Annotated in this window: 21 protein-coding genes; 17 read left to right on the top strand and 4 right to left on the bottom strand. The window is 29.5% G+C overall.

Going from position 1 to position 25,093, the window contains the following annotated elements; translation table 11 throughout:
• The first annotated feature begins 3 nt into the window (after positions 1 to 3).
• From J3477_RS00400 to J3477_RS00410, 3 genes are all read left to right on the top strand, one after another.
• On the top strand, positions 4 to 1,467 hold the full coding sequence (locus J3477_RS00400; RefSeq protein WP_206867593.1) for a sensor histidine kinase: 1,464 nt from the start codon (positions 4 to 6) through the stop codon (positions 1,465 to 1,467).
• Positions 1,454 to 2,620: a TolB-like translocation protein gene (locus J3477_RS00405; RefSeq protein ID WP_206867594.1), complete on the top strand. Its 1,167-nt coding sequence runs from the start codon at positions 1,454 to 1,456 to the stop codon at positions 2,618 to 2,620. Before J3477_RS00400 ends, J3477_RS00405 begins: the two co-directional genes overlap by 14 nt.
• 312 nt (positions 2,621 to 2,932) lie before the next feature.
• Complete coding sequence (locus tag J3477_RS00410; protein ID WP_206867595.1) at positions 2,933 to 4,045, top strand: ribose-phosphate pyrophosphokinase; 1,113 nt, start codon at positions 2,933 to 2,935, stop codon at positions 4,043 to 4,045.
• A gap of 111 nt (positions 4,046 to 4,156) precedes the next feature.
• Here J3477_RS00410 and J3477_RS00415 read toward each other — a convergent pair whose 3' ends face one another.
• Positions 4,157 to 5,518 (bottom strand): MATE family efflux transporter, encoded by a 1,362-nt coding sequence (locus tag J3477_RS00415; RefSeq protein WP_206867596.1) that lies wholly within the window; start codon positions 5,516 to 5,518, stop codon positions 4,157 to 4,159.
• Between the two features lie 288 nt (positions 5,519 to 5,806).
• On the opposite strand from J3477_RS00415, the gene rbsK reads away from it, so the two are divergent.
• From rbsK to J3477_RS00460, 9 genes are all read left to right on the top strand, one after another.
• Positions 5,807 to 6,712, top strand: a complete 906-nt coding sequence (gene rbsK, locus J3477_RS00420; RefSeq protein ID WP_206867597.1) for a ribokinase — start codon at positions 5,807 to 5,809, stop codon at positions 6,710 to 6,712.
• Positions 6,713 to 6,911: 199 nt separating this feature from the next.
• Positions 6,912 to 8,117, top strand: coding sequence for an efflux RND transporter periplasmic adaptor subunit (locus tag J3477_RS00425; protein ID WP_206867598.1), 1,206 nt, complete (start codon positions 6,912 to 6,914; stop codon positions 8,115 to 8,117).
• On the top strand, positions 8,117 to 8,809 hold the full coding sequence (locus tag J3477_RS00430) for an ABC transporter ATP-binding protein (RefSeq protein ID WP_206867599.1): 693 nt from the start codon (positions 8,117 to 8,119) through the stop codon (positions 8,807 to 8,809). The genes J3477_RS00425 and J3477_RS00430 overlap by 1 nt, the downstream gene beginning before the upstream one ends.
• A gap of 12 nt (positions 8,810 to 8,821) precedes the next feature.
• Positions 8,822 to 10,048 carry an ABC transporter permease gene (locus J3477_RS00435; protein ID WP_206867600.1) on the top strand — a complete coding sequence of 409 codons (1,227 nt, stop codon included), beginning with the start codon at positions 8,822 to 8,824 and terminating at the stop codon, positions 10,046 to 10,048.
• Between the two features lie 26 nt (positions 10,049 to 10,074).
• On the top strand, positions 10,075 to 10,653 hold the full coding sequence (locus J3477_RS00440) for a CDP-alcohol phosphatidyltransferase family protein (RefSeq protein WP_206867601.1): 579 nt from the start codon (positions 10,075 to 10,077) through the stop codon (positions 10,651 to 10,653).
• Between the two features lie 17 nt (positions 10,654 to 10,670).
• Positions 10,671 to 12,113, top strand: coding sequence for a sensor histidine kinase (locus J3477_RS00445; RefSeq protein ID WP_206867602.1), 1,443 nt, complete (start codon positions 10,671 to 10,673; stop codon positions 12,111 to 12,113).
• A 47-nt stretch (positions 12,114 to 12,160) separates the two neighbouring features.
• Complete coding sequence (locus J3477_RS00450) at positions 12,161 to 12,853, top strand: response regulator transcription factor (protein ID WP_206867603.1); 693 nt, start codon at positions 12,161 to 12,163, stop codon at positions 12,851 to 12,853.
• A gap of 233 nt (positions 12,854 to 13,086) precedes the next feature.
• Entirely contained in the window at positions 13,087 to 13,482 is a 396-nt protein-coding gene (locus J3477_RS00455; RefSeq protein ID WP_206867604.1) for a bacteriohemerythrin, read from the top strand.
• A 47-nt stretch (positions 13,483 to 13,529) separates the two neighbouring features.
• On the top strand, positions 13,530 to 16,169 hold the full coding sequence (locus J3477_RS00460) for an EAL domain-containing protein (RefSeq protein WP_206867605.1): 2,640 nt from the start codon (positions 13,530 to 13,532) through the stop codon (positions 16,167 to 16,169).
• Between the two features lie 834 nt (positions 16,170 to 17,003).
• Here the strand turns inward: J3477_RS00460 and J3477_RS00465 are convergent.
• Complete coding sequence (locus tag J3477_RS00465) at positions 17,004 to 17,825, bottom strand: helix-turn-helix domain-containing protein (RefSeq protein WP_206869597.1); 822 nt, start codon at positions 17,823 to 17,825, stop codon at positions 17,004 to 17,006.
• Positions 17,826 to 18,049: 224 nt separating this feature from the next.
• Here J3477_RS00465 and mraY point away from each other — a divergent pair, with 224 nt between their 5' ends.
• The 4 genes from mraY (at position 18,050) to nadC (ending at position 22,348) form a co-directional block, all read left to right on the top strand.
• On the top strand, positions 18,050 to 19,021 hold the full coding sequence (gene mraY / locus J3477_RS00470) for a phospho-N-acetylmuramoyl-pentapeptide-transferase (RefSeq protein WP_206867606.1): 972 nt from the start codon (positions 18,050 to 18,052) through the stop codon (positions 19,019 to 19,021).
• A gap of 233 nt (positions 19,022 to 19,254) precedes the next feature.
• Complete coding sequence (gene nadA / locus J3477_RS00475; RefSeq protein ID WP_206867607.1) at positions 19,255 to 20,154, top strand: quinolinate synthase NadA; 900 nt, start codon at positions 19,255 to 19,257, stop codon at positions 20,152 to 20,154.
• A gap of 66 nt (positions 20,155 to 20,220) precedes the next feature.
• The gene (locus J3477_RS00480; RefSeq protein WP_206867608.1) at positions 20,221 to 21,528 is read left to right on the top strand and encodes an L-aspartate oxidase; all 1,308 of its coding nucleotides are present in this window, start codon (positions 20,221 to 20,223) and stop codon (positions 21,526 to 21,528) included.
• A complete protein-coding gene (gene nadC / locus J3477_RS00485; RefSeq protein WP_206867609.1) occupies positions 21,509 to 22,348 on the top strand; it encodes a carboxylating nicotinate-nucleotide diphosphorylase in 840 nt (279 codons plus the stop codon). The genes J3477_RS00480 and nadC overlap by 20 nt, the downstream gene beginning before the upstream one ends.
• Positions 22,349 to 22,424: 76 nt before the next feature.
• On the opposite strand, the gene J3477_RS00490 is transcribed toward nadC, so the two are convergent.
• On the bottom strand, positions 22,425 to 22,616 hold the full coding sequence (locus tag J3477_RS00490) for a hypothetical protein (RefSeq protein WP_206867610.1): 192 nt from the start codon (positions 22,614 to 22,616) through the stop codon (positions 22,425 to 22,427).
• Between the two features lie 377 nt (positions 22,617 to 22,993).
• Between J3477_RS00490 and J3477_RS00495 the strand changes: the two genes are divergently transcribed.
• Complete coding sequence (locus J3477_RS00495) at positions 22,994 to 24,349, top strand: MATE family efflux transporter (RefSeq protein ID WP_206867611.1); 1,356 nt, start codon at positions 22,994 to 22,996, stop codon at positions 24,347 to 24,349.
• Positions 24,350 to 24,406: 57 nt separating this feature from the next.
• Here the strand turns inward: J3477_RS00495 and J3477_RS00500 are convergent, their stop codons facing one another.
• Positions 24,407 to 24,967: a P-loop nucleotide/nucleoside kinase family protein gene (locus tag J3477_RS00500; RefSeq protein WP_206867612.1), complete on the bottom strand. Its 561-nt coding sequence runs from the start codon at positions 24,965 to 24,967 to the stop codon at positions 24,407 to 24,409.
• Between the last annotated feature and the right edge of the window lie 126 nt (positions 24,968 to 25,093).

Consider the following 25,093-nt stretch of genomic DNA (forward strand, 5'->3'; position numbering starts at 1 on the left):
AATATGAAATATTCAATACAATATAAAATATTTATTTATTTTTCTATTATTATATTTATTGCTCTATCTTCATTACTTTTTGTATCGTACAAACTTACAGAAAAAAATAACGAGAATATCATAAACTCTGATATGGTAGAGACAAAAAGAAATTTAGACATTTATCTAAAGCAATATTTTTTAATTAATAATATGGAACTGTCTAAGAAAAATTTTTTATTAGAAGCTGAAGACATATCAAGTCAGCTTACAGCTCAAATAGGAAACAAAGTTGAAGTTTTTGATATGGAAGGGAAAAACATCTCTGATAATACGGAGAGTAGTACTAAGTATGATTCAAAAGATATTACAGAGGCCATTGAAGGAAAAATTAATTATAGTGCCGAAACAGCAAACGGAAGGACTATGGTCAATCTTTCCTACCCAGTTGTTGTGAATAATGAGGCAGTTGAAATAATCAGATATAGTAAAGATTATACTGATCTTTTTAATTATAGCAAAAACTTTAAAAATATTAGCAATATATTTGCAGTTATTATATTTTTAGTTATATTAATTTTTTCACTTTTATTTTCTAAACAAATTACCAGACCAATAAAAAAGCTTGCTGAAGCTTCTGAGGATGTTGCTAAGGGAAATTTTGAAATTGACTTAAAGGTAAAAACAAAAGATGAAATTGGATATTTAGCTGAAAGATTTAATATAATGGTAGGGAAAATCAAGGAACAGATAGCAATAATAAAAAAAGATAAGGATGCATTAGAAAAATTACAAAGTGAAAATAAAACTTTTTTTGACAACGTGACTCATGAGCTAAAAACTCCAATAACAACAATTATGGGGTATGCTCAGGCTATTGAAGAGATGGATTTATCTGAAGATCAATTTTACAAGAAAGGCTTAAATTGTATTATCGAAGAAAGCATTAGATTAAACAATATGGTTATAGACTTACTTGAACTTGCCAAGACCTCATCAAATCATTTTAGTTATAATTTCGATGATATAGATATTAGCAAAATACTAATAAGTACATGTGAAGAGATGGGTATTAAAGCTAAAAAATATAATATTAAAATCGTTACAAGTATTGGATATGATCTTCACATATATGGTGATAAAGAAAGACTCAAGGAGGTTTTTGTAAATCTCTTGGATAATTCTATGAAGTATGGAAATGTTAATTCAAATATTTATGTTAATGCTTATAAAGAAGAACAGGAGATATTTATCAAAATTAAAGATTTAGGCGAAGGTATATCAGAAGAAAATTTAAGTAAAATTTTTGAACCTTTTTATAGAGTTAATAAAAAAAGTGCAAGGCAAAAAGGAAGTGCAGGACTTGGGTTAACAATAGTGAAAGAGATAGTTGAAAAACACCAGGGAAACATTAGAGTAAGTAGTAAACTAAATGAAGGTACAGAGATAACTATGAAATTTAGAGGTGACTTAAATGATAAAGCTTAAGAATATTAGACAAATAGGTAATAAAGTCCTTTTGCTTGCTATTTTTCTTTTATTCATTGTGTCCTTCTATTTTATTAACTTAACCTATTCAAATAATAATATCATTAATAAGGTTGTAGTGCTTGATAAAAACTTATTTAAGAGTGATTTTCCTGATAATATAATAAATGACTTATCAATGGAGAAAGTTGAAAAACTAAATCTTCCCTACAGCGTAAATGATGCTACCTTCATAAAAGACAATATTTTTGCTGTTCAAGGCACACCTAAGTTAACATCAGAAATAAAAAAGTATTCTATAGATGAAAAAGACTTAAAACTTATAGATAATAAGAATAATGTATATTCAGATATCGATATTTCTCAATTAAGTGACTATGATTTAAAAAAAGTATTAGTTTCTCCTAATGGGAAAAATATTCTCTGCCTATTTGAAAATTACAAAAATCAATCTTTTGCCAATTTACTTTATGATGTAGATAAAAAAACTCAGATTATTCAATACGAAAAGTTATTAGCTGCTTGTTGGTTACCAGATAGCAATAAATATATAGGAGTAGATAACTATGTATTTATAAAAGATATTTCAAGCGGAAAAAGGACTAACTTAATAGCAATGAATCAAATGTTTGATAAAGATAGTATTAGTGGAAGTAAAGAGATTGAAGTAGCAGTATCAAAAGATGGTAATAAAGTCTATGTAGTGTATGATAATGTTTGTGGGTATTTTAGCATTAATGGTACTGTTATACCAAAACTAACAGTACTTAGTAGTAGGTATATTAGCAATATTACAGCAGTGTCTAGCTCAAGTATTGCTTACCAAGGATTTGATAATGGAGAAATTTGTATTTATATATATTCTTTTGATACAAATACAATAGTGCCGATAGTAAGGTTGCCTGGGAAAAAAATTAATGGTTATACAGCTAGCAATGATGGGAAAATGATAATATATAGTGTTTTTCTAAATGAGTCTAGCGAGCTTCATGCAGTTTATATTGATGGAAATAGAGCCTACAAAGATCAAATTATATATAAAGATAACAAGTTTATAAATTCTGTAAAACTGTCTTATGACAATAATGCTCTAACTTTTCTAGTGACAGATAAAGATATTTCTACTATATTTAAATTTAACTTTAAAAAATAAATTTTATAGCTTAAAAATCACTACGAATAGTTGTCTCGTAGTGATTTTTAATTAATAAGAATCACAGATGAAATTATTTATAACTAAGTTTTTGCTAATTACTAGATTAATTTTAGATTTTATGATTTATATGAAAATTTTAGGGTATATTTATATAGTATGACAAATAGTAGAAACTATGAGTAAAGTCATGAATTAGTTAAATTGAATAAGAAAATACTTGAAATATCGAGTTAATCCGACATAATAATTAATTCATGAAATAGAAAATACAAGTATAATATATATATATTTATTATAAGGAGTATGAAGATGAACGAAAATCAAATTTTTATCCATAACAACGGAGAATTAGGTCTTATAGTTTTAGAAAGCTGTAGAGCTTTAGGACAAAAAATTGATGAAGAAATCAAGGCTAAAAGGGGCGTAAGTGAATCTTTTTTAATTCCTTCAGATGAAATACGCTTTTCTAATGGGGAAGGAAAGGTAAAGCTTTCAGAAACAGTTAGAGGTAAAGATATTTACATACTTTGCGATGTTGGTAATCATAGTTGCTCATATAATATGTTTGGAGTAAAAACTTTTAAAGGTCCTGATGAACATTTCCAAGACATAAAAAGAACTGTTTCAGCTATAAGAGGGAAGGCAAGAAGAATAACTGTTATAATGCCACTTCTTTATGCTTCAAGACAACACAGAAGAAAGGGTAGAGAATCCCTTGACTGTGCTTTAGCATTACAAGAATTAGAAAGATTAGGAGTGCAAGAAATATTAACCTTTGATGCACATGATCCTAATGTTCAAAATGCGATTCCACTTTTATCTTTCGAAAATTTCTATCCTACTTATGACATACTAAAGACTTTTATCACAGAAGAAAAGTCAGCAGAAATAGATAAAAATAAAATGCTAGTAATCAGTCCTGACACAGGAGCCATGGATAGAGCTATATACTATTCAAGTGTGCTAGGTCTAGATGTTGGTCTATTTTATAAGAGAAGAGACCATTCTACAATAGTTAATGGTAAAAACCCTATAGTAAAACATGAATATATGGGAAGAGATGTTGAGGGTCAAGACGTGCTTATCGTAGATGATATGATTGCATCTGGAGAGTCTGTGCTTGATATAGCAAAAGAACTTAAAGCAAGAAAAGCAAGAAATGTTTATGTAGCTGCAACTTTTGCATTCTTTACAGAAGGAGCTGAAAAGTTCCAAAAGTTCTATGAAGATGGTACTATAACAAGAGTTTACTCAACAAACCTTACATATATAGCACCTGAAGTTCAAGAAGCAGAGTGGTTTAAAAAAGTAGATATGTCACAATTTATTGCTAGAATAATAAATAGATTAAATGGTGACCAATCTATTGCTTCATACATGGATGCAACATATGTAATATCTGAGTTGTTAAAAAATAGATAATAGTAAAGATTTTGATAATATTCCTATATGCAAAAAAAGGTTAGAACTAAAATTTTAGTTCTAACCTTTTTCATTTTATTTCACTATAAATTTAAAATATTGATTTGGTAATTAATGGACTACTAGATTATTTATCCACTTCTTAGATGCAATTCTAGGAAATCCAACAATAAACTTGGCTATTTCCTCCATAAATACAAAGATATAAACTTTATCTATCGACATATGGAAGTATAATCCGGCTAGAGCAACTAAAGGCACCCCTACAAGCCACATTCCACCGATATCTAATAGTAGACAAAATTTTGTATCTCCACCGCTTCTAAGTATACCAACAACATTTGTATAATTGAATACCTTTATGAAAAGAAATATCCCTAGTATATGAAGTAAGGATTTAGAGTAATTGTGGACCTCCGGGGACACACTATAGGCATATAAAATTGAAGGTGCTCCTAAATATATTATAAGACCTACAATAACACCAATAAGTGGATTCATTATTATAAATCTTTTAGCATATAGAAAAGCTGTCTTTTCGTCCTTCTGTCCTATCTTTTGACCTATCATTATGGCTGCAGCATTTCCAAAGCCTAAAAATACAACCATAGCAAGTCTATCTATAGTACTTACTATATTAGTTGAGGCAACAATAGCCGTGCCCATATGAGCGTATACAACCGAGTAAATAGTGACACCTAAAGCCCAGAAGCTTTCATTCAAGATAACAGGTATAGTTATCTTAAAGAATCTCTTAGCAAATTCCATTGATATGTCTAATAGTTCTTTTGGCTTTGCAGCAAGAGGAAATTTAAATTTATATACAACAAATATCATTAATATAAATTCTACAATACGAGCTATCAATGTGCCTAAAGCAGATCCGTATACTCCAAGTCCAGGAATACCAGCAACACCATACACTAAAGTGAAATTTAGAACAGTATTTACTGCTAAAGCAATAATACTAACTACCATTGGAGCTTTTACCTGCCCTAAACTTCTTAAGGTTGCAGCATAAGCAAATGATACTGCGGTAACTATATAACTAAGACAGATTATTCTTAAATAGTTTGCTCCCATTTTTATAACTGCTGGATCATTAGAGAAAATACTCATTATTTGTCTAGGAAAAATTAAAGCAGCAATGGTAAAAACTGATGACACTGCTATTGCAGTAATAAGACAGATTCCTAGAACTCTTTTAATATTCTTCAGGTCCTTTTTTCCCCAGTATTGCGCCGTAAAAATCGAAGCACCACTTACTACACCAAACAACACTAGATTTAGCAAGAAAAACATTTGGTTAGCTAGTCCAACACTTGCAATTGCAACTTCCCCTAATCCGCCTATGATTATATTGTCAAATAAATTTAACGAAGACAATATAAAGTTTTGAAGTGCAATGGGAAAGGCTAGCTTTATCGTGTCTTTAAAAAATTTTTTGTCTGAAAATAAAGATAATAAGTTCATAAAAGTAACCTCCATAACATTAGCCATATAATTATAGCATAATTTGAAGGTATTATCATACTATCCTAATTTAATCGATTTTCTACTTTAGCTTTCCTACTATAGGTATATTATTTAAAACTTTTGTTCCATGTTGTGATTGAGTAGTGCTTGAATTGTTTGTATTATTTTTATTTGAAGTCTCATTTGTTTTTGTGCATCCAATTAAAGTAAAGGATAAAAATTATACGAACGTACCACAGTTACTTTTTTTATCAATAATGTTAAGATTATATCGAGGTGATAAATTTGAAAAAGAAAAAAATATTAGTAATCGGAAGTTTGAATATGGATTGGGTAATACCCGTTAATAATATACCTAAAGAAGGTGAAACAATTTTAGCCGAAAGTTATATAGAAATTCCAGGAGGAAAAGGAGCAAACCAGGCTTTTGCTGCCCAAAGGTTAGGTGGAAGTGTCACAATGCTTGGTATGGTAGGCGATGATACTATAGGAGAGAAACTAATATCAAATCTTGCGGCAGAGAGAATTGATATAACAAGAATAGAAAAAATTAAACAATTAAATTCTGGTCTAGCCATAATATATGTGAATAAAGAAGGGGCAAATAGCATTGTAGTACTTCCAGGAGCAAATTCTAGTGTTGATAAAAATTACATAGATAAGAACATAGATATATTAAAAGATAGTGATATCATTATGCTTCAGATGGAAATCCCAAAAGAAACTGTTTTTTATATAATAGAAAAAGCTTCTGAAATGAACAAAATAATAATATTAAATCCAGCACCTGCTCCAGAAATTCTGCCAAAGGAGTTGTTAGATAAGATTGATTTCTTAACACCTAATGAAACAGAATTAGAAAAGTTGACTGGAAATTTAGTAAATGATATCGATAGTGCGATAAAAGCTTCACAGATTCTTTTATCAAAAGGTGTAAAAAACGTCATAGTTACATTAGGAGAGAGTGGTGCTTTACTTTTAAATAATAATATATGTGTTACGTTTAAAACTGAAAAAGTTAAAGCCATTGATACCACAGCAGCAGGTGATTGCTTCAATGGGGCATTTGCTGTAGCGTTAAGTGAGGGATGTAGTATAGAACAAGCTATACAATTTGCAAATAAAGCGGCCTCAATTTCTGTTACTAGAAAGGGAGCTCAGCCTTCTATACCATTTAGAAATGAATTATAAAAGATAGATTTATAAAAGATTTTAGATTTAGTTTAGAATTATTTAATAATTTCTTTCAATTAATTTTATAATCAGCATGTACAATAAAGATGTACTATTTCAATATAGGGATAATATCTAAAGTTGAATGGTGCATCTTTATATAATGCTATGAAATTAATTATGGAATATATGTATGATTACATGGGAGGAATTTTGGATGAAAAAGAAAGTAATAGCTATAGTATTAGTAGCAATAGTAGTGGTTGGAGGATTAGGTTATGCTAGAAGCAGAAAAAATACAACACATTTTCTAAGCGTAAAAACTGCAAGCGTATCAACTGGTGATATCCAGTCATATCTTTCTACTACTGCAACTATAAAATCTAAGAATAGTAAAGATTATTATCCAATCCAAGGTAAAGTTAAAAAAGTAAATGTCAAAGTTGGAGATTCAGTAACAAAAGGACAAGTACTTGTTGAATTTGATGTAACTGATCCAAATGTAAGTGTAAAACAAGCTCAGATAAACTATGATAATGCAGTGCTTGCAAAACAGATACAAGTAAATGCAAATAATGCTCTTAAAAATAGCATACCTGATTTGGATAAACAGATTTCAGATTTAAATAATCAAATTAATGAAGCAAAGAAGAATCCTCAAACTGCAACTAACGTATCAGCATTACAGTCACAATTAGCAACAATCCAATCAAAAAGAGATGCTGCAACAAAGCCACAATTTAGCGATGAACAGCTAAAGCAATCAGATAATACTATTGCACTTCAAAAACTTGCATTAGATACAGCTAAAGATAACCTTTCAAAAAGTCAAAGTACAATAGTTGCTGATTTTGATGGAGTAGTAACTGCATTAAATGTTTCTGAGGGTGCAGCTACAGCGGCAGCAGCACAACCAGCTATAACAATACAAGATGTGAACAATTTAAAGGCTGTAATGTCAGTTGGAAAGTTTGATGCTGCAAAGATTCAACTTGGACAAGAAGCAGTTATAAAAAGTGGAGATAAAAAACTAAAAGGAAAAGTTTCATTCATTGGGCCAGCAGCTAAAACTACTGCATCGGCAACTGGAACTGAATCAACACTTCCAGTAGAAATTGACATATTAGATAAACCAGACGGATTAAAAATTGATTTTGACACAGATGTAGATGTATTACTTGGACAAGTAAACAATGTAATAAAAGTACCAGCTGAAAGCTTAAGAACTGATAAAAATGCTAGAAATTATTTGTATGTTATAAGTGGTGGAAAAGCAGTAGAAAAAGAAGTGAAACTAGGGCTTCAATCTGACATGGAAGCACAAGTAACTGAAGGATTAAGCAATGGGGATAAGGTAATACTTAATCCAAGCTCAAGTGTTAAAGATGGAGTAACGGTAAAAGAAGCGGGTGATGGTAAGTAATGCTAGAGGTTAAAGATATAATTAAGAAGTATGTAAACGGAGATATTAATTTTACTGCACTTAAAGGTATAAACCTTAAAATTGAAAAAGGTGAATTTACTTCTATTATGGGACCATCAGGCTCTGGTAAATCTACTATGATGAACATAATTGGATGTCTGGATAGAATGGACAGCGGAACATATATTTTAAATGAACAAAATGTATCAAACCTTACAGATAAAGAATTGGCATTTATTAGAAACAAAGAGATAGGATTCGTTTTTCAAGCCTTCAATCTATTACCTAGAATGACGATCTTAGAAAATGTTGAACTTCCTATGGTATACGCTGGTGTACCTAAGAAAATTAGAAGAGAAAAAGCTTTATCGGCTCTAGATAAGGTTGGTCTTGGTGACAGAGTAAAACATAAACCAAATGAAATTTCAGGAGGACAGAAACAAAGAGTTGCTATTGCTAGAGCAATAGTAAATACTCCAGCAGTAATAATGGCTGATGAGCCTACAGGAAATCTGGATACACAGTCTTCTATAGAAATAATGAAAATATTCCAGGACTTAAATAACGAAGGTGCAACTGTAATAATGGTTACTCATGAACCAGATATAGCTCAGCACACCAAAAGAATAGTTAGGTTCAAGGATGGACTAATAGTTGATGACTATTTAGTGGAAAACAGAATAATTCTATAGGAGGTAAAACTAATGAATATAATAAGTAGTTTACTAGAAAACTTTAAAATGGCTGTTGATAGTATCATATCTAATAAAATGCGTTCTTTTCTAACAATGCTTGGTATAATAATAGGAATTAGTTCGGTTATAGCAATTATATCATTAGGAGCTGGCGGACAGGAGTCTATAACTGGTGAGTTCGAAAAACTTGGTTCATCAACTGTAAATGTATCTACTGATACAACAAAAGCATCTGAAAGTGATTTGATAACTTTTGAAGATATAAAACAAATAAAAAACAAGGTTGATACAGCAAGATATGTAGCTCCAAGTGTATCTAAAAATGGAGTTGCAATTTCTGATACTAGCAATAAAAGAGCAAGTATAAGTGGAACTAATACTGACGGATTTATAATACAAAATACTGAGTTCTTATATGGAAGAGCTTTTAATGAAAGAGAATATACAGAAGGTAAAAATGTAGTAATAATTGACGAAGACTCTGCAAATGATTTGTTTGGATATACAGATGTTACAGGAAAGAGTATTAAAATTGGGTCTGCAAAATCTCCAATTAAAGCCACAATAATAGGGGTTACTGTTTCACCTTTTGGATCGACTTTCAAAAACATGGGTAGAAATCAAAGACCAGGTATATTCTATGTACCTGCTACACTACTACAAAATATGTACTCAAATGAATTTTCTATTGATAAGATAAGCATAATGGCTTCTGATAAAGATGCATTAGAAGAAACAGGCAATAGTGCAAAAAACGTATTAGAAAGTAGGCATAATAACAGAGGAAAAGATATTTATACTGCTCAAGGAGCCTTGAGCCAGCTTGAACAAATAAATAATGTACTTGGAATTTTCACTACCTTTATAGGAGCAGTTGCTGCTATATCACTTATTGTAGGTGGAATAGGAGTAATGAATATAATGTTGGTTTCAGTAACTGAAAGAACTAGAGAAATAGGTATAAGAAAAGCAATTGGTGCTACAACCAACAAGATACTGCTTCAATTTTTGACAGAGTCAGTTATAATTTCTCTAATTGGAGGAATCATAGGATTGCTTGTAGGAATTGCTGGAGCTTATGCAATAGGTAGTTTTGCAAGTATTACACCATCTTTATCAATATCTGCAATCATAGGAGTAATAGCTTTTTCTTCAGCAGTAGGAATTTTCTTTGGAATTTATCCTGCTAGAAAAGCTGCTAAGCTAGATCCTATTGAAGCATTGAGATATGAGTAAATTTTATTAAGTAGGGGTGAATTTATATGAAATTCGTAAATAAACTTACTATGACAAGATTGATTTTAGCAACGATCTTTTTAGTATTTATGTCTATAAAGGGAATACCTCATCGTAGAAGTATTGCTACAATGGTGTTTATTGCTGCTACCATGATAGATGTATTTTATGAGAATTTTATTAGGAAAGAGAATAAATCAGACAAATTAGTTGTTTTAATAAATTCATTGATTGATAAAATCCTTGTTACTACAGCTTTGATCTATTTAGTTGAAACAAGTATAATACCTAGTTTTGTAGCTGTAACCATTATATCAGTAGAGTTTGCTATTGGTGGACTTGTATCAATAGGTAATTCAGATGGTCTTTTGCTAGCAAAAAGTACTTTGGAAAAAGTAAAAACTGTTTTTCAAATGAGTTCTATAATAATACTGCTTTCTAAAATGAGTATTGATTATAATTTTCACAAAGTAAAAGAATATGTAGCGAATAGCTTTATTAGTGTAATACCTTACATGGTATTGTATCTCGCACTTTTAGTAACAGTTATATATGCAGTTGATTATTTCTTTAAGAACAGACAATTTATTAACATTGATAGATAAATGAAAGGAGGGATTTCGTGTATATAAAAAGGAAATTGAAGTTGACATATGTAATGATTCTTATTACGTCATTTTTACTTTTGATATGTTTAAGTAATGTATTTATTGCATTAACAGAAAGCAATTCAAAATACGATGTTTCAGGCAAGTTAGGAAAAGGAAACTTTGCATTCTTTACTGAGCTTGTAACAGAAAATAATAAATTGCTACAAAAAGTAAATAGTGAAGTTTTGACTAATCCGGATAACTTTTTAAATCATGATTATCTCCTCCAACTAGAAAATAGTTCAAATATGAAATATACTGGAATAGTAACTTTAATTAACAATAAAATTGACTATTCTTCAAATTTTATACGAAAAGATTTAAGTGAAGATGCATTAACTTCTTTTAATTCAAATTCTAATGACCAGTTTAAAAAGAAGATTATAATATTATGGAAACAAGACTTTACAACAAGTAATAAAGATAAAGGGAGTATCTATTATATAATAGATCTGGAAAGCTATAAAAAGTTATTTAAACAAAATGTCTTGATAGTTATGGTGTTAATTTTAATTATATTAATGGCTACTAACGGCATAATAACTTACTTTGTGTCCAAAAGTATTGTTAAGCCTTTAAAAGAGTTAGATAAAGGTGCTGGAGAAATCCTAAAGGGAAATTTGAATTATAAGCTAGACATTGACTCTAAAGATGAAATAGGAGAAGTAGCAGAAACTTTTGAGGAAATGAGATTAAGACTTAAAGAATCTCTAGAAATTCAAAATCAGTACGAAGAGAATCGTAAAGAACTGATAGCAAGTATATCTCATGATTTGAAGACTCCGATAACCTCTATTAAAGGTTATATAGAAGGAATTAAAGATGGGGTAGCTGACACACCTGATAAGATGGAGAAGTACGTAAATACTATTTTGACCAAAGCAAATTACATGGATAGTTTGATAAATGATTTATTCTTATATTCAAAACTAGAATTGAATAAGGAACCTTTTAAATTTCAAACTGTTGATATGAATATTTATATTCAAGATTGTGTTGAAGAAATAAATTTTGATCTTGATCAATCTAAAGTTGAATTGATAGCTGATGTCCCACAAAAACCTACTTTGATTGATATAGATGTACAAAAATTAAAAAGAGCTATAATGAATGTAGTAGAAAATTCCATAAAGTACAAAACTGACAATAAGCTTATTATAGCTATAGTTGTTAAGTCAAATGATGATTTGGTGATTGTTGAAATACGAGATAATGGAAAAGGAATTTCAAAGGAAGCATTGCCATATATTTTTGAAAGGTTTTATAGAGCAGATACTTCTAGAGAAACAGTTATTGGTGGTAGTGGTCTAGGTCTTGCAATAGCTAAAAAAATTATGGATGAGCATACTGGCAAAATATCAGTAAGTAGTGAATTGAATAAAGGGACATCTATATTTCTTAGTTTTAAAAAATAACATAAGGACATATTTATAAATTTTTATATCTAGGTAGGTGAGATTTAATGCAAAAAGTATTGATAATTGAAGATGATGTTAGTATTGCAGATCTTGAAATGGATTATTTACAAATCAATGGCTTTGAGGTTGATATTGAAAATAATGGTGATAACGGATTAGCAAAAGCTTTGAATGAAGACTATAATTTAATAATTTTAGATCTCATGCTTCCTGGTATAGGAGGATTTGAAATATGTAAAAAGATTCGTGCAGAAAAAGAGATTCCTATAATCATTGTATCTGCCAAGAAGGAAGACGTTGATAAAATGAGAGGATTAGGGCTTGGTGCAGATGATTATATGACTAAGCCATTTAGTCCTAACGAAATGGTTGCTAGAGTTAAAGCTCATATCTCAAGATATGAAAGATTAAAAAGCGGTAATAGTGTAATAAATAAAGAAATAATTGAAGTTAGAGGTATCTCTGTAGATAAAACTGCTAGAAAGGTATATGTTAATGGTAAAGAAATAGAGTTCACATCAAAAGAATATGAACTTTTGCTTTTACTTTTAAATAATCCAAATAGAGTTTTTTCAAAAGAAGAATTATATGAAAGGATTTGGGGATTAGATCCTGTTGGTGGTATAGCAACAGTTACAGTCCATGTAAGAAGATTAAGAGAAAAAATAGAGTTTGATCCATCAAATCCAGAATATATTGAAACTATATGGGGTATTGGCTATAGATTTACTTTATAATTTACATTAAAAAAGAAGTGAGCAAAATTTTTGCCGCTTCTTTTTTAATGTAAATTTTTATTGTAAAAATTTATAATCTTCATCAATGATTTTATTAAGTTCTAATTGTTATAACCGATAAATATATATTACAAAAAACATCAAAATACGACAAAAATGTAGTGCTGATTTGTTTTAATTGAATAATATTCATTTAACTAATTAAATTTTATTTTGGTAGAAGGGAGATTGGTATGTTTCAATGGTCTAAAATGTATGAAACAGGATCAAGTTTTATAGATGACAATCATAAAAAATTGTTTGAAATAGGCTATGATGTATTAACATGTACGCAATCTGGAAGCAATGAAGTTAATATAAGCTATTTCAACAATGCTCTTAAAGATTTTATATCATACGCAAAATTCAGTTTTTCTATTGAAGAAGATTATATGTCTGAGATTGAGTATAAAGAATTTGTAAACCATAGGCGAGAACATTACTTTTTTATTAAAAGATTATGTTATTATGACTTTGATGATATCATTGCTGATAAAGAAACATTACTTAGAGTGTTTGAATTTATATATTCATGGTTAGATCAACACATGATTTCTGAGGACCTAAAGCTTTTTAATAAACAGCTTTAAGTATAAATGGGTTTAATGTTTATAATTGTTTTGCAGGGAGTCGTGATATGAGTAAGAAAAAGATAAAAATATTTCTAATGATGTTAATATATTTTATTTGCTTTACTTCCTTTGGAGTAAAAGCCGCAACAAAAGTTATTTATCAAGTTGATAAAAATTATCCTCCGTATACATTTTCAGCTAAAAGTTATTTGCATGGCTTCGATGTAGATTTAATAAATCTAATATTTAATAGTGATAAATATGATGTACATGTATCTTCTGATAATTGGGATTTTATTTACAAAAGATTAATTTCAGGAGAAGTTGATGTTGGTGGTATAGCCGGAATAATTGACAGTAGAAAATCAGAAATGCTGTTTACTAAGCCTTTATTTAAAGCATACTCCGCTGTTTATACTCGTCATAATTATAGACCAGTTGATTTAAATAAGCTGAAGGAATATAGAGTTGGAGTTGGTAAAAGCTATTTTACAGAAAATATTTTAAAGGATAAGCTTGGAGTTAATAACTATATTGCTTATGATAATATGGAAGATGCTGTTAAAGATCTTGAAGATGAAAAAATAGATGTAATCTTCGAAAATCAACAGTTAATGGATTATATACTAATGCATAAGAACTTAAAAGGTGAGATAATTCCGCAAGTTACTAATTTATTTCCTGTGGAAGAAGCTTATGCGGTAAGTAAGGATAAACCTGAGCTTGTGGCATATATTAATACTAGAATTGATCAACTAAAGAAGTCAGGTGTCTTTGAAGAACTATATAAAAAGTACTTCTACGCTAATTCGGAAGAATATTTAGAAAATCAACATAGGAACTATCTAACGTTGTTAGGATTTGCTATATGTATAATTGTTATAATATTTATTGTTTTGAAGGTTTATATTGATAGACTTAAATCTACTGTTTCAAAAAATTATGATGAGCTAGCTGTTGTTAATACGGAGTTATCTGAAACAAAAACAAACTTGGAAAATCAATATGAACAATTATATAAAAATCAAATTGCGCTTAAGGAAAGTGAAGAAAGATATCGTTTAGTTTTAGAAGCATCAAATGACGGTGTTTGGGATTGGGACGTAGAAAATGATATAGGCTACTTATCAAAGCCATGGAGAGATTTGTTAGGAGTTCAAGAGGATGAAATTGAAAATTATTTTGAATTCTTAAAAGAAATTGTTTATCCTGAGGATAGAAAGTCAGTATTAAGTTCTTTAGAAGAATATTTCATGGGAAAAACTAATTCATATGAGGTTTTCTTTAGATTAAATTTACAAAGAGAAGAATTTATATGGATTCAGTGTAAAGGAAGGATTTTCAGAAATGAAGATGGGTCAATTGTGAGGATGGCTGGCTCCATTTCTGATATTACTGAAAAGAGAAATTACCAATCAAAGATTTTTAAAATGGCGTACTATGACAATTTAACCAATCTTCCTAATAGAACTTATTTAAATGATAAGTTAGATGAATTAATAAAAAATGTTACAAAAAAAGGTGGAAAGGCCGCAGTTTATTTTCTAGACTTAGATAATTTTAAAAATATCAATGATACACTTGGACATGACTATGGTGATATAGTTCTAAAATGCGCTAGTAACGAATTATTGTCTGTACTAGGAGAAGACTATACTGTAGCCAGATTTGGTGGAGATGAGTTTATAATAATACAACATAAGTTAGATAACGAGCTTGAACTTAACGAAACCGCTCAGAAAATAATAAAAATTTTTGATAAACCTATATTAATCAATAATCAACCTTTTTATGTTGCTGCAAGTATCGGAGTAGCAATCATACCAGAACATGGTATAGAATCGGTTGAAATATTAAAAAAAGCCGACATAGCTATGTACAATGCTAAAGAAGAGGGCAAGGGCAGATTCAAAATATATGATGAAGAAATGTCTAAAAAAGTTCAATTAGAAAGTGATTTTGAAAAGAGCATAAGAAAAGCTATAATTCAAAAAGAATTTTACTTAAATTATCAACCATATTTTGATGCAATAAGTGGTGAATTAGAAGGTGTAGAAGCCTTAATAAGATGGAATCATCCAAAAAGAGGTATAATACCACCAAATGAATTTATTCCTTTAGCAGAAAAAACTGGTTTAATTAAGGAAATAGGTGATTGGGTTCTAATGGAGTCTTGTAAACAGAATAAAACTTGGCAGGATAAGGGCCTAAAGAGAATTCCAGTAGCAGTAAATGTATCTGAACATCAATTCCAATCTCCTCTATTTGTTGAGAGAGTAAAGACAATTTTAAAAGAAACAAATTTAGATCCTAAATATTTAAAGATTGAGATTACTGAAGGAACTGTAATAAAATCTTTTGATAACAATATTAGTATTTTAAATAAGTTAAAACAAATGGGCATTGGTATATCTCTCGATGACTTTGGTACAGGTTATTCATCCTTATCTTATCTAATAAAACTGCCATTAGATGTTATAAAGATAGATAAGAGTTTTGTCGATGATATTTGTGGAACTGAAGATACAAAGTTAATTATTGAAGATATAATCTCTATGGCTCACAAGCTAAACTTAGAAGTTATCGCTGAAGGAGTTGAAACCGATGAACAATTGAGGTACTTACAAAACCATAAAGGCGATAAAATACAAGGATTTTTATTTTCCAAACCTGTTTCTAGTACAGAAATAGAAAAGTTACTATAAGATAATTTACTATTTGTCAAAAAGGCTTAATCATAAACTATATGATTAAGCCTTTGTATTTTAATATCACACAGGTAGATAAGTTCATTTTTAAATATGATCTATAAAAAGCTATTTTAACTACATGAAATTAATAGGTTAGTTATGATTAAATTATTATGTTTTTTTACAACAAAAAACAATAGTAATTTTAAATTACTATTGTACAACATAAGAATGTGTTAACACGACTATATTATTATATATAAGAAACATAGTGATGCGGTTAGCACTAATAAAGATAATTTATCACCTAAATAAAATCTTTCGACTATAAATAAGCACATCACTACCCAATATTAATGGTTCACTCGACCTTATTAAATATTTACACAACTATATATAATCTTTCGGCTATATATAACCATTACAACACCCAATAAAATCTTATCTCGACCTTATATGATAAGTTGGAACCTCATTATGATCAAATAATGACCATAATAAAGCTTTTCCTAACCATATAAAATCTAATCCGTAAGTTTATAACTCGGATATTACTTATATAAAATAGAAAAACTATTATTATAAGTATAGAATAAAGAAATTCAATTATTTTAATCAAATTATTTCATCTTATATCAATATAAAATCGATAGTTTTGAAAGTTTGATATAATTAACTGACTCTTTTCATCACTATGTTCCTTACACTATTAATATAACCTTTTTTTAAAATTGAATACTTAGTAAATGTAGGGGTTAATTTAATAATTTTACAATCTTAAAGTTTATTGTAGAGCTGTTTAACTATAAAGAGTGTCTTCAATAATATAATTAGATTTTTTAATTAGGTTTATAGTAGTGACTCTATAAAATTATAGGCTTTTTCATCTTCAAAGGAAGAAAGCTTCACGTTTCTAATCTCAGCTTTACTCGAATTAAAAGTCAAGAGTTTCTTAAGGTCTTCATAATATGTATGTCGATTAATTCTAATATTGCTTATTAATAATTTTTGACAACATGGCTTGCTATTAGCATCTGAAGGTAAGAAAAGCATAGCAAGACCGCCAACGTATTTTCCCTTGTTTATGTTTGGTTTTCTCATACTTAGATAGGTTATGCCATCTTCAACACTTTGCATGTTAAAAGTCATGATTTTTTCAGAATTATTAATACTTCCTGAGAAGTTTTTCATAACAGAATCACCTGAAATTATTTTAAATTGTATTCTTCCATTTTCAAATTCTAAGATTCCTTCATGTATTGAGTCTTCCTTACCCATATTAGTAGCAAAAAAATAGCAATAATAACTGTGGAAAAATATATCATTATTTGAATTTAGTCTTTTCTCAATACTTTCTAGATCTAATGCTGATAATCTCAGCCTTATAAATCTATCAATCTTGATATTATATACATTACAGATATAAGCTAATGTTTCAATAGAAGGAAATGCATCACCTGCTTTATACTTAGAAAGCAAATCTTCTGATACTCCAATCTTTTTTGCCAGTTGTTTTTGTGTTCCTTCAAGTTGAATTAACTTCTTTAGATTATATATGAAGTTATTTGATATATCTTCAAATAAACTATTTTTAGATGCTTTGACAATATTAATTTGATTTAAAGAATCTTTTTTTGTTGCATAGAGTTTTTCATTATCAATATGGTTCATATCCTTAGTACTTTTTGTTCCTTTATTCAATAAAAAACCTCCTTAGAGTATTTTCTTATAATTTAAGTTGAATAATATTCAACTTAAATTATAACATTTTCAATTTAATCACATATTTTTATAGATTCATTGAGCATTAACCTCTTATATATTACCATAATAATGGATTTTCAATAAATATTAAAATTATTAAATTTAATCAACTAAAAGAAAGGATCATTATTATGACTGATATTATTACCTCTATAATTTTTTCGTTTTTACTTTCAATAGCAATCGGAAGATTAATCATACCAATTCTAAAAAAAGAAAATATAGGACAATACATAAGAAAAGAACAGCCTAAGGACCATCAAAAGAAAGCTGGCACGCCAATTTTTGGAGGATTTATATTTATTATTTCAACAGTAGCTACTTCTGTCATCATGATAAAAGAATTTAATAATGAAGTAATATTTATTATTTTGTCATTTCTAATCTTTGGTGCTGTTGGTTTTGTAGATGATGCCCTAAAAACCTTCAAAATGAAAAATGAAGGTTTAAGTGTACTTCAAAAACTCATTCTTATATTGATAGGAGCAAGTTACCTAATATATTTTGCTGATAAAAATTTAAATATGAACGATATATTAGTGCTTCCGTTTACACTTAAAACCATTCATATTGGAATATTTTACATTCCGTTTATTTTATTTTTCTATACCTGCGTAACAAATGCTGTAAATCTAACTGATGGCCTAGACGGATTAGCAGGAACAGTAACAATGCTTATAGCGATTTTTTTCACATCAGTTTGTATTCTTTTTGATAAGTATCACTTAGCGATAGTTTGTGGTTCACTGTTTGCCTCGTTAATAGGTTTTTTAAGATTTAATATATTTCCAGCAAAAATAATCATGGGAGATACTGGTTCTTTAGCTTTGGGTGGTTTTGTAGCTTCTATAGCAATTGTACTTAAGTTGCCACTTATTATACCCATAGTAGGAGGGGTATATCTAATCGAAACCTTGACTACATTTATTCAAATAATGGTATTCAAGATATCAGGAAAAAGGGTATTTAAGATGACTCCAATACATCATTCCTTTGAACTGTCAGGGTTTCATGAAACTAAAATTGTAACCATGTTCTCTATTATAACTGCAGTTCTTTGCATCATTGGGTATTTATCTTTGATTAATATAATACAATTTTAATTGTATTGTTGTACATCAAATGAACTCATGATTTGGATGCTACTTTTTTAAGAAGAGCTTTAAAAATATTACCCTGTGAGAAACTTTTTTCTTATGAAATGATTTTATATAATTTTCTATTATAAAAAACATAATTAAGACATAGTAGAATGTTCTTCTTGAAAAGGAAGTTATATAATGGTATATTTTATATATGCTAGTGTATATACATCTGTAAAGGAATGGTGAATGTTATGTCAATTATAGAAGAAATTCAAGCTTTAAAAACAGAAAAGGATGCAATAATACTTGCGCACTATTATCAACGGCCAGAAGTACAAGAAATTGCTGATTATATAGGAGATTCATACTACTTAAGTAAAATAGCTAAGGATTCAGATAAAAACACCATAGTATTTTGTGGTGTTAAATTTATGGCTGAAAGTGCAAAAATACTATCTCCTCATAAAAAAGTACTTCTGCCAGCATTAGATGCAGGCTGTCCTATGGCAGATATGGCTACTGCTGAAAAAATACTTGAGTATAGAAGTAAGTACCCTAAGGCTGCTGTAGTTTGTTATATAAATTCCTCGGCGGAAGTAAAAGCTGTAAGCGATATATGTTGTACTTCTTCCAATGCATTAAAGATAATTAACTCAATTGAAAATGAACAAATTATATTTTTACCAGATAAGAATTTAGCCTCATATATTCAAGAAAAGGTTCCAAATAAAGAGATAATACCTTGGCCAGGTTTTTGTATTACTCACAGAAGAATTCAAGTGGAAGAAATTCTTACTGCAAAGGATTCAATTGATGATTTATTAATTTTAGCCCATCCTGAATGTGAAAAGGAAATAAGAGATCTTTCAGATTTTATAGGAAGCACCTCAGAAATAATAGATTATGCAACTTCAAGCAATAATAAAAACTTTTTGATAGCAACAGAAGAAGGCGTTATCCATGAATTAAAAAAGAGAAACCCTAATAAAAAGTTCTTTACCCCAAGAGGAGGCTTAATGTGCATTAATATGAAAAAGACTTCTCTAAAGGATGTAAGAGATGTATTGCTTTTTGAAAAAAATGAAATTTTACTTGATGAAGAATTAAGAATTAATGCCTTTGATTGCCTAATGAGAATGCATACAATTTAGGAGGATTTAGAATCTAAACGGTATTTTTTTATTTCTAAAGTTTTATATTTGAAGGAAGGTTAAAGTATGATATTAAATACTGATGTTCTAATAATTGGGGCAGGTATTACAGGGTTAAATTTTGCATTAAACTTAAGAGATGATCTTGATATAATTGTACTTGCTAAGAATAATCTACAAGAATGTAATAGTTACTTAGCTCAAGGCGGTATCTCGGTACTTAGGAATGAAAATGATTATGAAGAGTATGTAAATGATACATTAGCTGCAGGTGGATATAAAAATAGAAGACAAGCTGTTGAAATCTTAGTTGGAGAATCAAGAGCTGCAATAAAAAGACTAGAACAATTAAAAGTTCCTTTCAATAGAGATAAGGATGGAGAGCTAATTTACACAAGAGAAGGAGCTCATAGTATTAATAGAATAGTACACTGTGACGACAATACCGGTGAGCAGCTTCATAAAGTTTTGGAGAAAAAAGTTAGAGAAAAAACAAATGTAAAGCTAATAGAAAACTGTTTCCTTGCAGATTTATTGACATTGAAAAATAGATGCATTGGGGCTTTAGCAATTAATGAAGGTAAAGAACTTAATATAATTGCTAAAACAACAATAATTGCCACAGGAGGAATTGGTGGGTTATTTAGAAATTCAACTAATTTTCATTCTATCAGCGGTGACGGTATAGCAATAGCTATAAAAAACAATATAGAGGTTGAAAATTTAAACTATATCCAGTTTCATCCTACATCTTTTTATGAAGATATAGAAGATAAAAGACGCCTCTTAATATCTGAAGCTGTAAGAGGAGAAGGTGGAAGATTATTAAATAAAGATGGTATCCGTTTTGTTAATGAGCTTCTTCCTAGAGATAAGGTTACAGAGGCTATTATTAAGGAAGAATTTAAGTACAAAAGTAATCACGTATATTTAGATATAAGTTTTTTAGAAAAAGATTTTATATTAAAGAGATTCCCTAACATTTATAAAAATTGTCTAGAAAGAGGAGTAGACATAACAAAGGAACCAATTCCAGTAACGCCTGCACAACATTATTTTATGGGCGGAATTAAGGTTGATATGTATTGTAGAACTTCCATGGAAAACCTTTATGCTGCTGGAGAAGTAAGCTCTACTGGTTTGCATGGTGCTAACAGGTTAGCAAGCAATTCGCTTCTTGAATCATTAGTCTTTTCAAATAGAGCTATGGAACATATTAATAGGACAATTTCTCCTTATTCAGTAATTTACAAAGATTTAATAAAGAGGCTTGAAGGAGATACGGATTACTATAGTAATAGTCTTTCTGTTATATTACAACAGGAAATAAAAAAAGTTAGAGGAGATATTATAAATGAATTGGTCGCTTTATGATGATATTTTTAAAAATGCAATTAAAGAAGACGCACCCTATGGTGATATAACCACAATGGCTATAACTAATGAGTCGAAAAAATGCACTGCAGACTTAATAGTTAAAGAGGAGGGAATAATAGCTGGACTAGGAGTATTTAAAAGGATTTTTGAAATTATAGGACCTATTGAAATAGATTTTTATATCAAGGATGGTGAATCAGTAAAAGAAGGACAAGTAATCGCAAAAATTCATGGAAAGTCTGATGTTGTTCTTACAGGTGAGAGGGTGGCCTTAAACTTTCTTCAACGTATTAGTGGAATTGCAACTACAACAAAGCAGTATGTTAATGAAATTAAAGAAACCAATGCTAAACTTTTGGACACAAGAAAAACTACACCAAACTTGAGAGTATTTGAAAAATATGCTGTAAAAATTGGAGGTGGAATTAACCACAGGCTAGGGCTGAGTGACGGAGTTCTTATAAAGGATAATCATATCGCAGCTGCAGGAGGAATAAGTAACGCTATTAGTTTAGTAAAAGCTGCTGTTCCTTTTGTAAGAAAAATAGAAGTAGAGGTTGAAGATTTGATGCAGTTGCATGAAGCCTTAGATGCTGGTGCAGATATAATAATGCTAGATAATATGGATGTTGAGACTATCTCGGAAGCAGTGCATATTGTGAATAAAAGAGCTTTAACAGAGGCCTCAGGTAATATATCCATAGAGAATATAAGAACAGTTGCTAAGACTGGTGTGGATTACATTTCCTCTGGAGCCTTAACTCATTCATCAAATATTCTTGATTTAAGCCTTAAGAATTTGAAAATTGAAGATTAGCATTAAAAAGATTATTAATATAAAAGGCTTAACACCAATTAGTTGATTTGGTATAAGCCTTTTTGTTATTTGCATATTATTTAATTAACTTACGACAACATAAAATTAAAAAAAGTATAACAACTATTGGAATAAAAGCAAACATTAGATTAAGCCCAACGAAAACTAAAACAACTGTTCCTACAACAGCTCCAATTATACCGAAAACTGCTCCGAAGACAAATTTTGTTAGGCTTATTATTAACCCAAACCCTAATACGAGAATCATTAAGATAAATCCTAAAATCATTTATATCACCATTCATTAAAATTTAGTTATGAGGCGTAGTATTCTACTTAGAAAACTTAAGTTAGAGCTCTATCTTCTCATAACCATATATATATTATATTAGCATAAATACTAATGTTATTATCGAAAACATCAGGATTTAAGAAAAATTTAAGAATGATGATATTGTAACATTCTAATGAATACGAGCATATATTAGGTTACAACAAGTAATTTTTGATTGCATCGCTTCTGTTAAAATATTGCGTATTTATATAAAATATTTTTAATAATAAAATTAATTGAATGAGATACTAGTATTAGTTGCCTAAGTTTGATAAAATTGATTATTGTAAAAAGCTTAGGGGGACATACTAATGAATACAGACAGCCGTAAAAATCTAATACTTAATGGTAGTATGTATAAAGTCATATTAACTTTATCACTACCTATAATGATAAGTAACCTAATACAAACATTGTATAATTTGGTTGATGGGATATGGGTCGGAAAACTTGGTTCAGTCCAGTTTGCAGCTACATCTTTTGTTTGGCCAGTTATTTTCCTGTTTATTTCAATAGGTTCAGGAATGTCTATTGCTGGAACTTCTTTATTATCACAGCTTATTGGTGCTTCGAAATACGAAAAAGCATCAAAATATGCATCTCAGCTAATCATAATTTCAGTTATATGCGCTGTTATTTTTTCAGCACTAGGATATTTAACAAGTCCAGTAATAATAAAATTAATGGGAGCAAGCGGAGATTTAGCATATTATAGCAATATATTTTTAAGAATAACTTTTTTAGACATGCCCTTTACTTTTATATTCTTTAGCTTTAATGCAATAATGAATTCTCAAGGTAATACTATAATGTCTACTATATTAAGTGGATGTAGTGTAATCTTGAATGTAATTCTAGATCCTATACTAATTTTTAATCTTAAACTCGGAATGGCTGGTGCTCCTGTTGCAACTTTAATTGCAAAGGCTGTACTTGCATTTGTAGGTTTATATATACTTCATAGATCTAAATCCGAAGTAAAACCTGATTTTAAGAATTTTAAGTTTGATATACGTTTAATTAAAAGAATTTTTAGAGTAGCTATTCCGTCTGCAATCGGACAGTCTGGTTCTGCTTTGGGCTTTATAGTTCTTAATGTGTTTATAGCTTCTTACGGTACAGCAACTATAGCGGCTTTTGGAATGGTAAATAGAATAACTTCCTTAATAATGCAACCAGCTATGGGAGTTGGAGCAGCACTTACAGCTATTGTTGGTCAAAATTTAGGTTCCGATAAAGTACATAGAGTAAAAGAAGCTTTTATTAAAGCAGTAAAGCTTACTATGACATTTTCAATAATAGGCGGCATTCTTATGGTGTGGAAGGACGAGCCTATAATTAACTTTTTTATTCAATCCAAGGATGATCCTTCTGTCATAACTCAAGGTATAACATATTTAATATATATTTCATTCTCAATGCCATTGATGGGGTTATTCAGTATTTATCAAGGTATATTTCAAGGTGCAGGGCACACTAAATATTCAATGAATATGGAAATAGGTAGACTTTGGCTTGTAAGACTACCTATGATACTTTTGTTTAAATATGTTACCGCTGCTGGTCCTGTAGGAATATGGTTCTCTATGTCCTTTAGTAATTTGATTGTATGTATATATGGGTATATTGTCTATAGAAAAGGAAAGTGGCAGAAAAAACAGATTTAATTAGAGCTTTATGTGAAAATACATTTTAAAATAATTAAAGGTATTATAGGATGAATCCTATAATACCTTTAATAGCTTTTCTATGTCATTTTGTACTTTCTCTGAACCAGAGTTATCTATTATATGTATACCTGGTACTTCAGGTTTTGAGAAGTCTTGTCCACTTACATACTCGTCCCAGTTTTCAAGTTTCCAAGTATCTCTGTCTGATGCTCTATCAATCATTCTTTGATGACATACTTCAATATCACAATGAACCCATACTTGTACCAATTCGGCATCATAAGATTTTAATTTTTCTTTTAAGTTGTTTATGTATATTTCATCTCTAAATTCCTTAGCAAAAGGTGCGTTTACCATAACATGGGAGTTAAATGGAAGTGCCTCAAAAGCAATGTCCATTATTGCTTCGTATTCAGCATTTCTTACATATTCCTTAAAGAAAGCTGAGTCTCTATTGTAAGGCTCATTTGCTGCTCTATATATCATCTTTGATAATGGAATTACAGTATCCTTGTCCAAATAAACTGGATTAGGAAGTCTTTTAGCTACTTCATTAGCCACATAAGTTTTTCCACATGCTGGTGGAGATCCTATTAACATTAAATATTTCTTCATTTTAATCGCCTTCCTTACTTCAAATAGTTGTTAAATATAAAGCTGTATCAGTTAGTAGCGTTTATAAATACAAATAGTTATAAATCTAAACTTATTTCTAAATAACTACTATTTTGGCAGTAGCTT

It is taken from the genome of Clostridium zeae (assembly GCF_017312485.1).
Taxonomy (GTDB): domain Bacteria; phylum Bacillota; class Clostridia; order Clostridiales; family Clostridiaceae; genus Clostridium_AR; species Clostridium_AR zeae.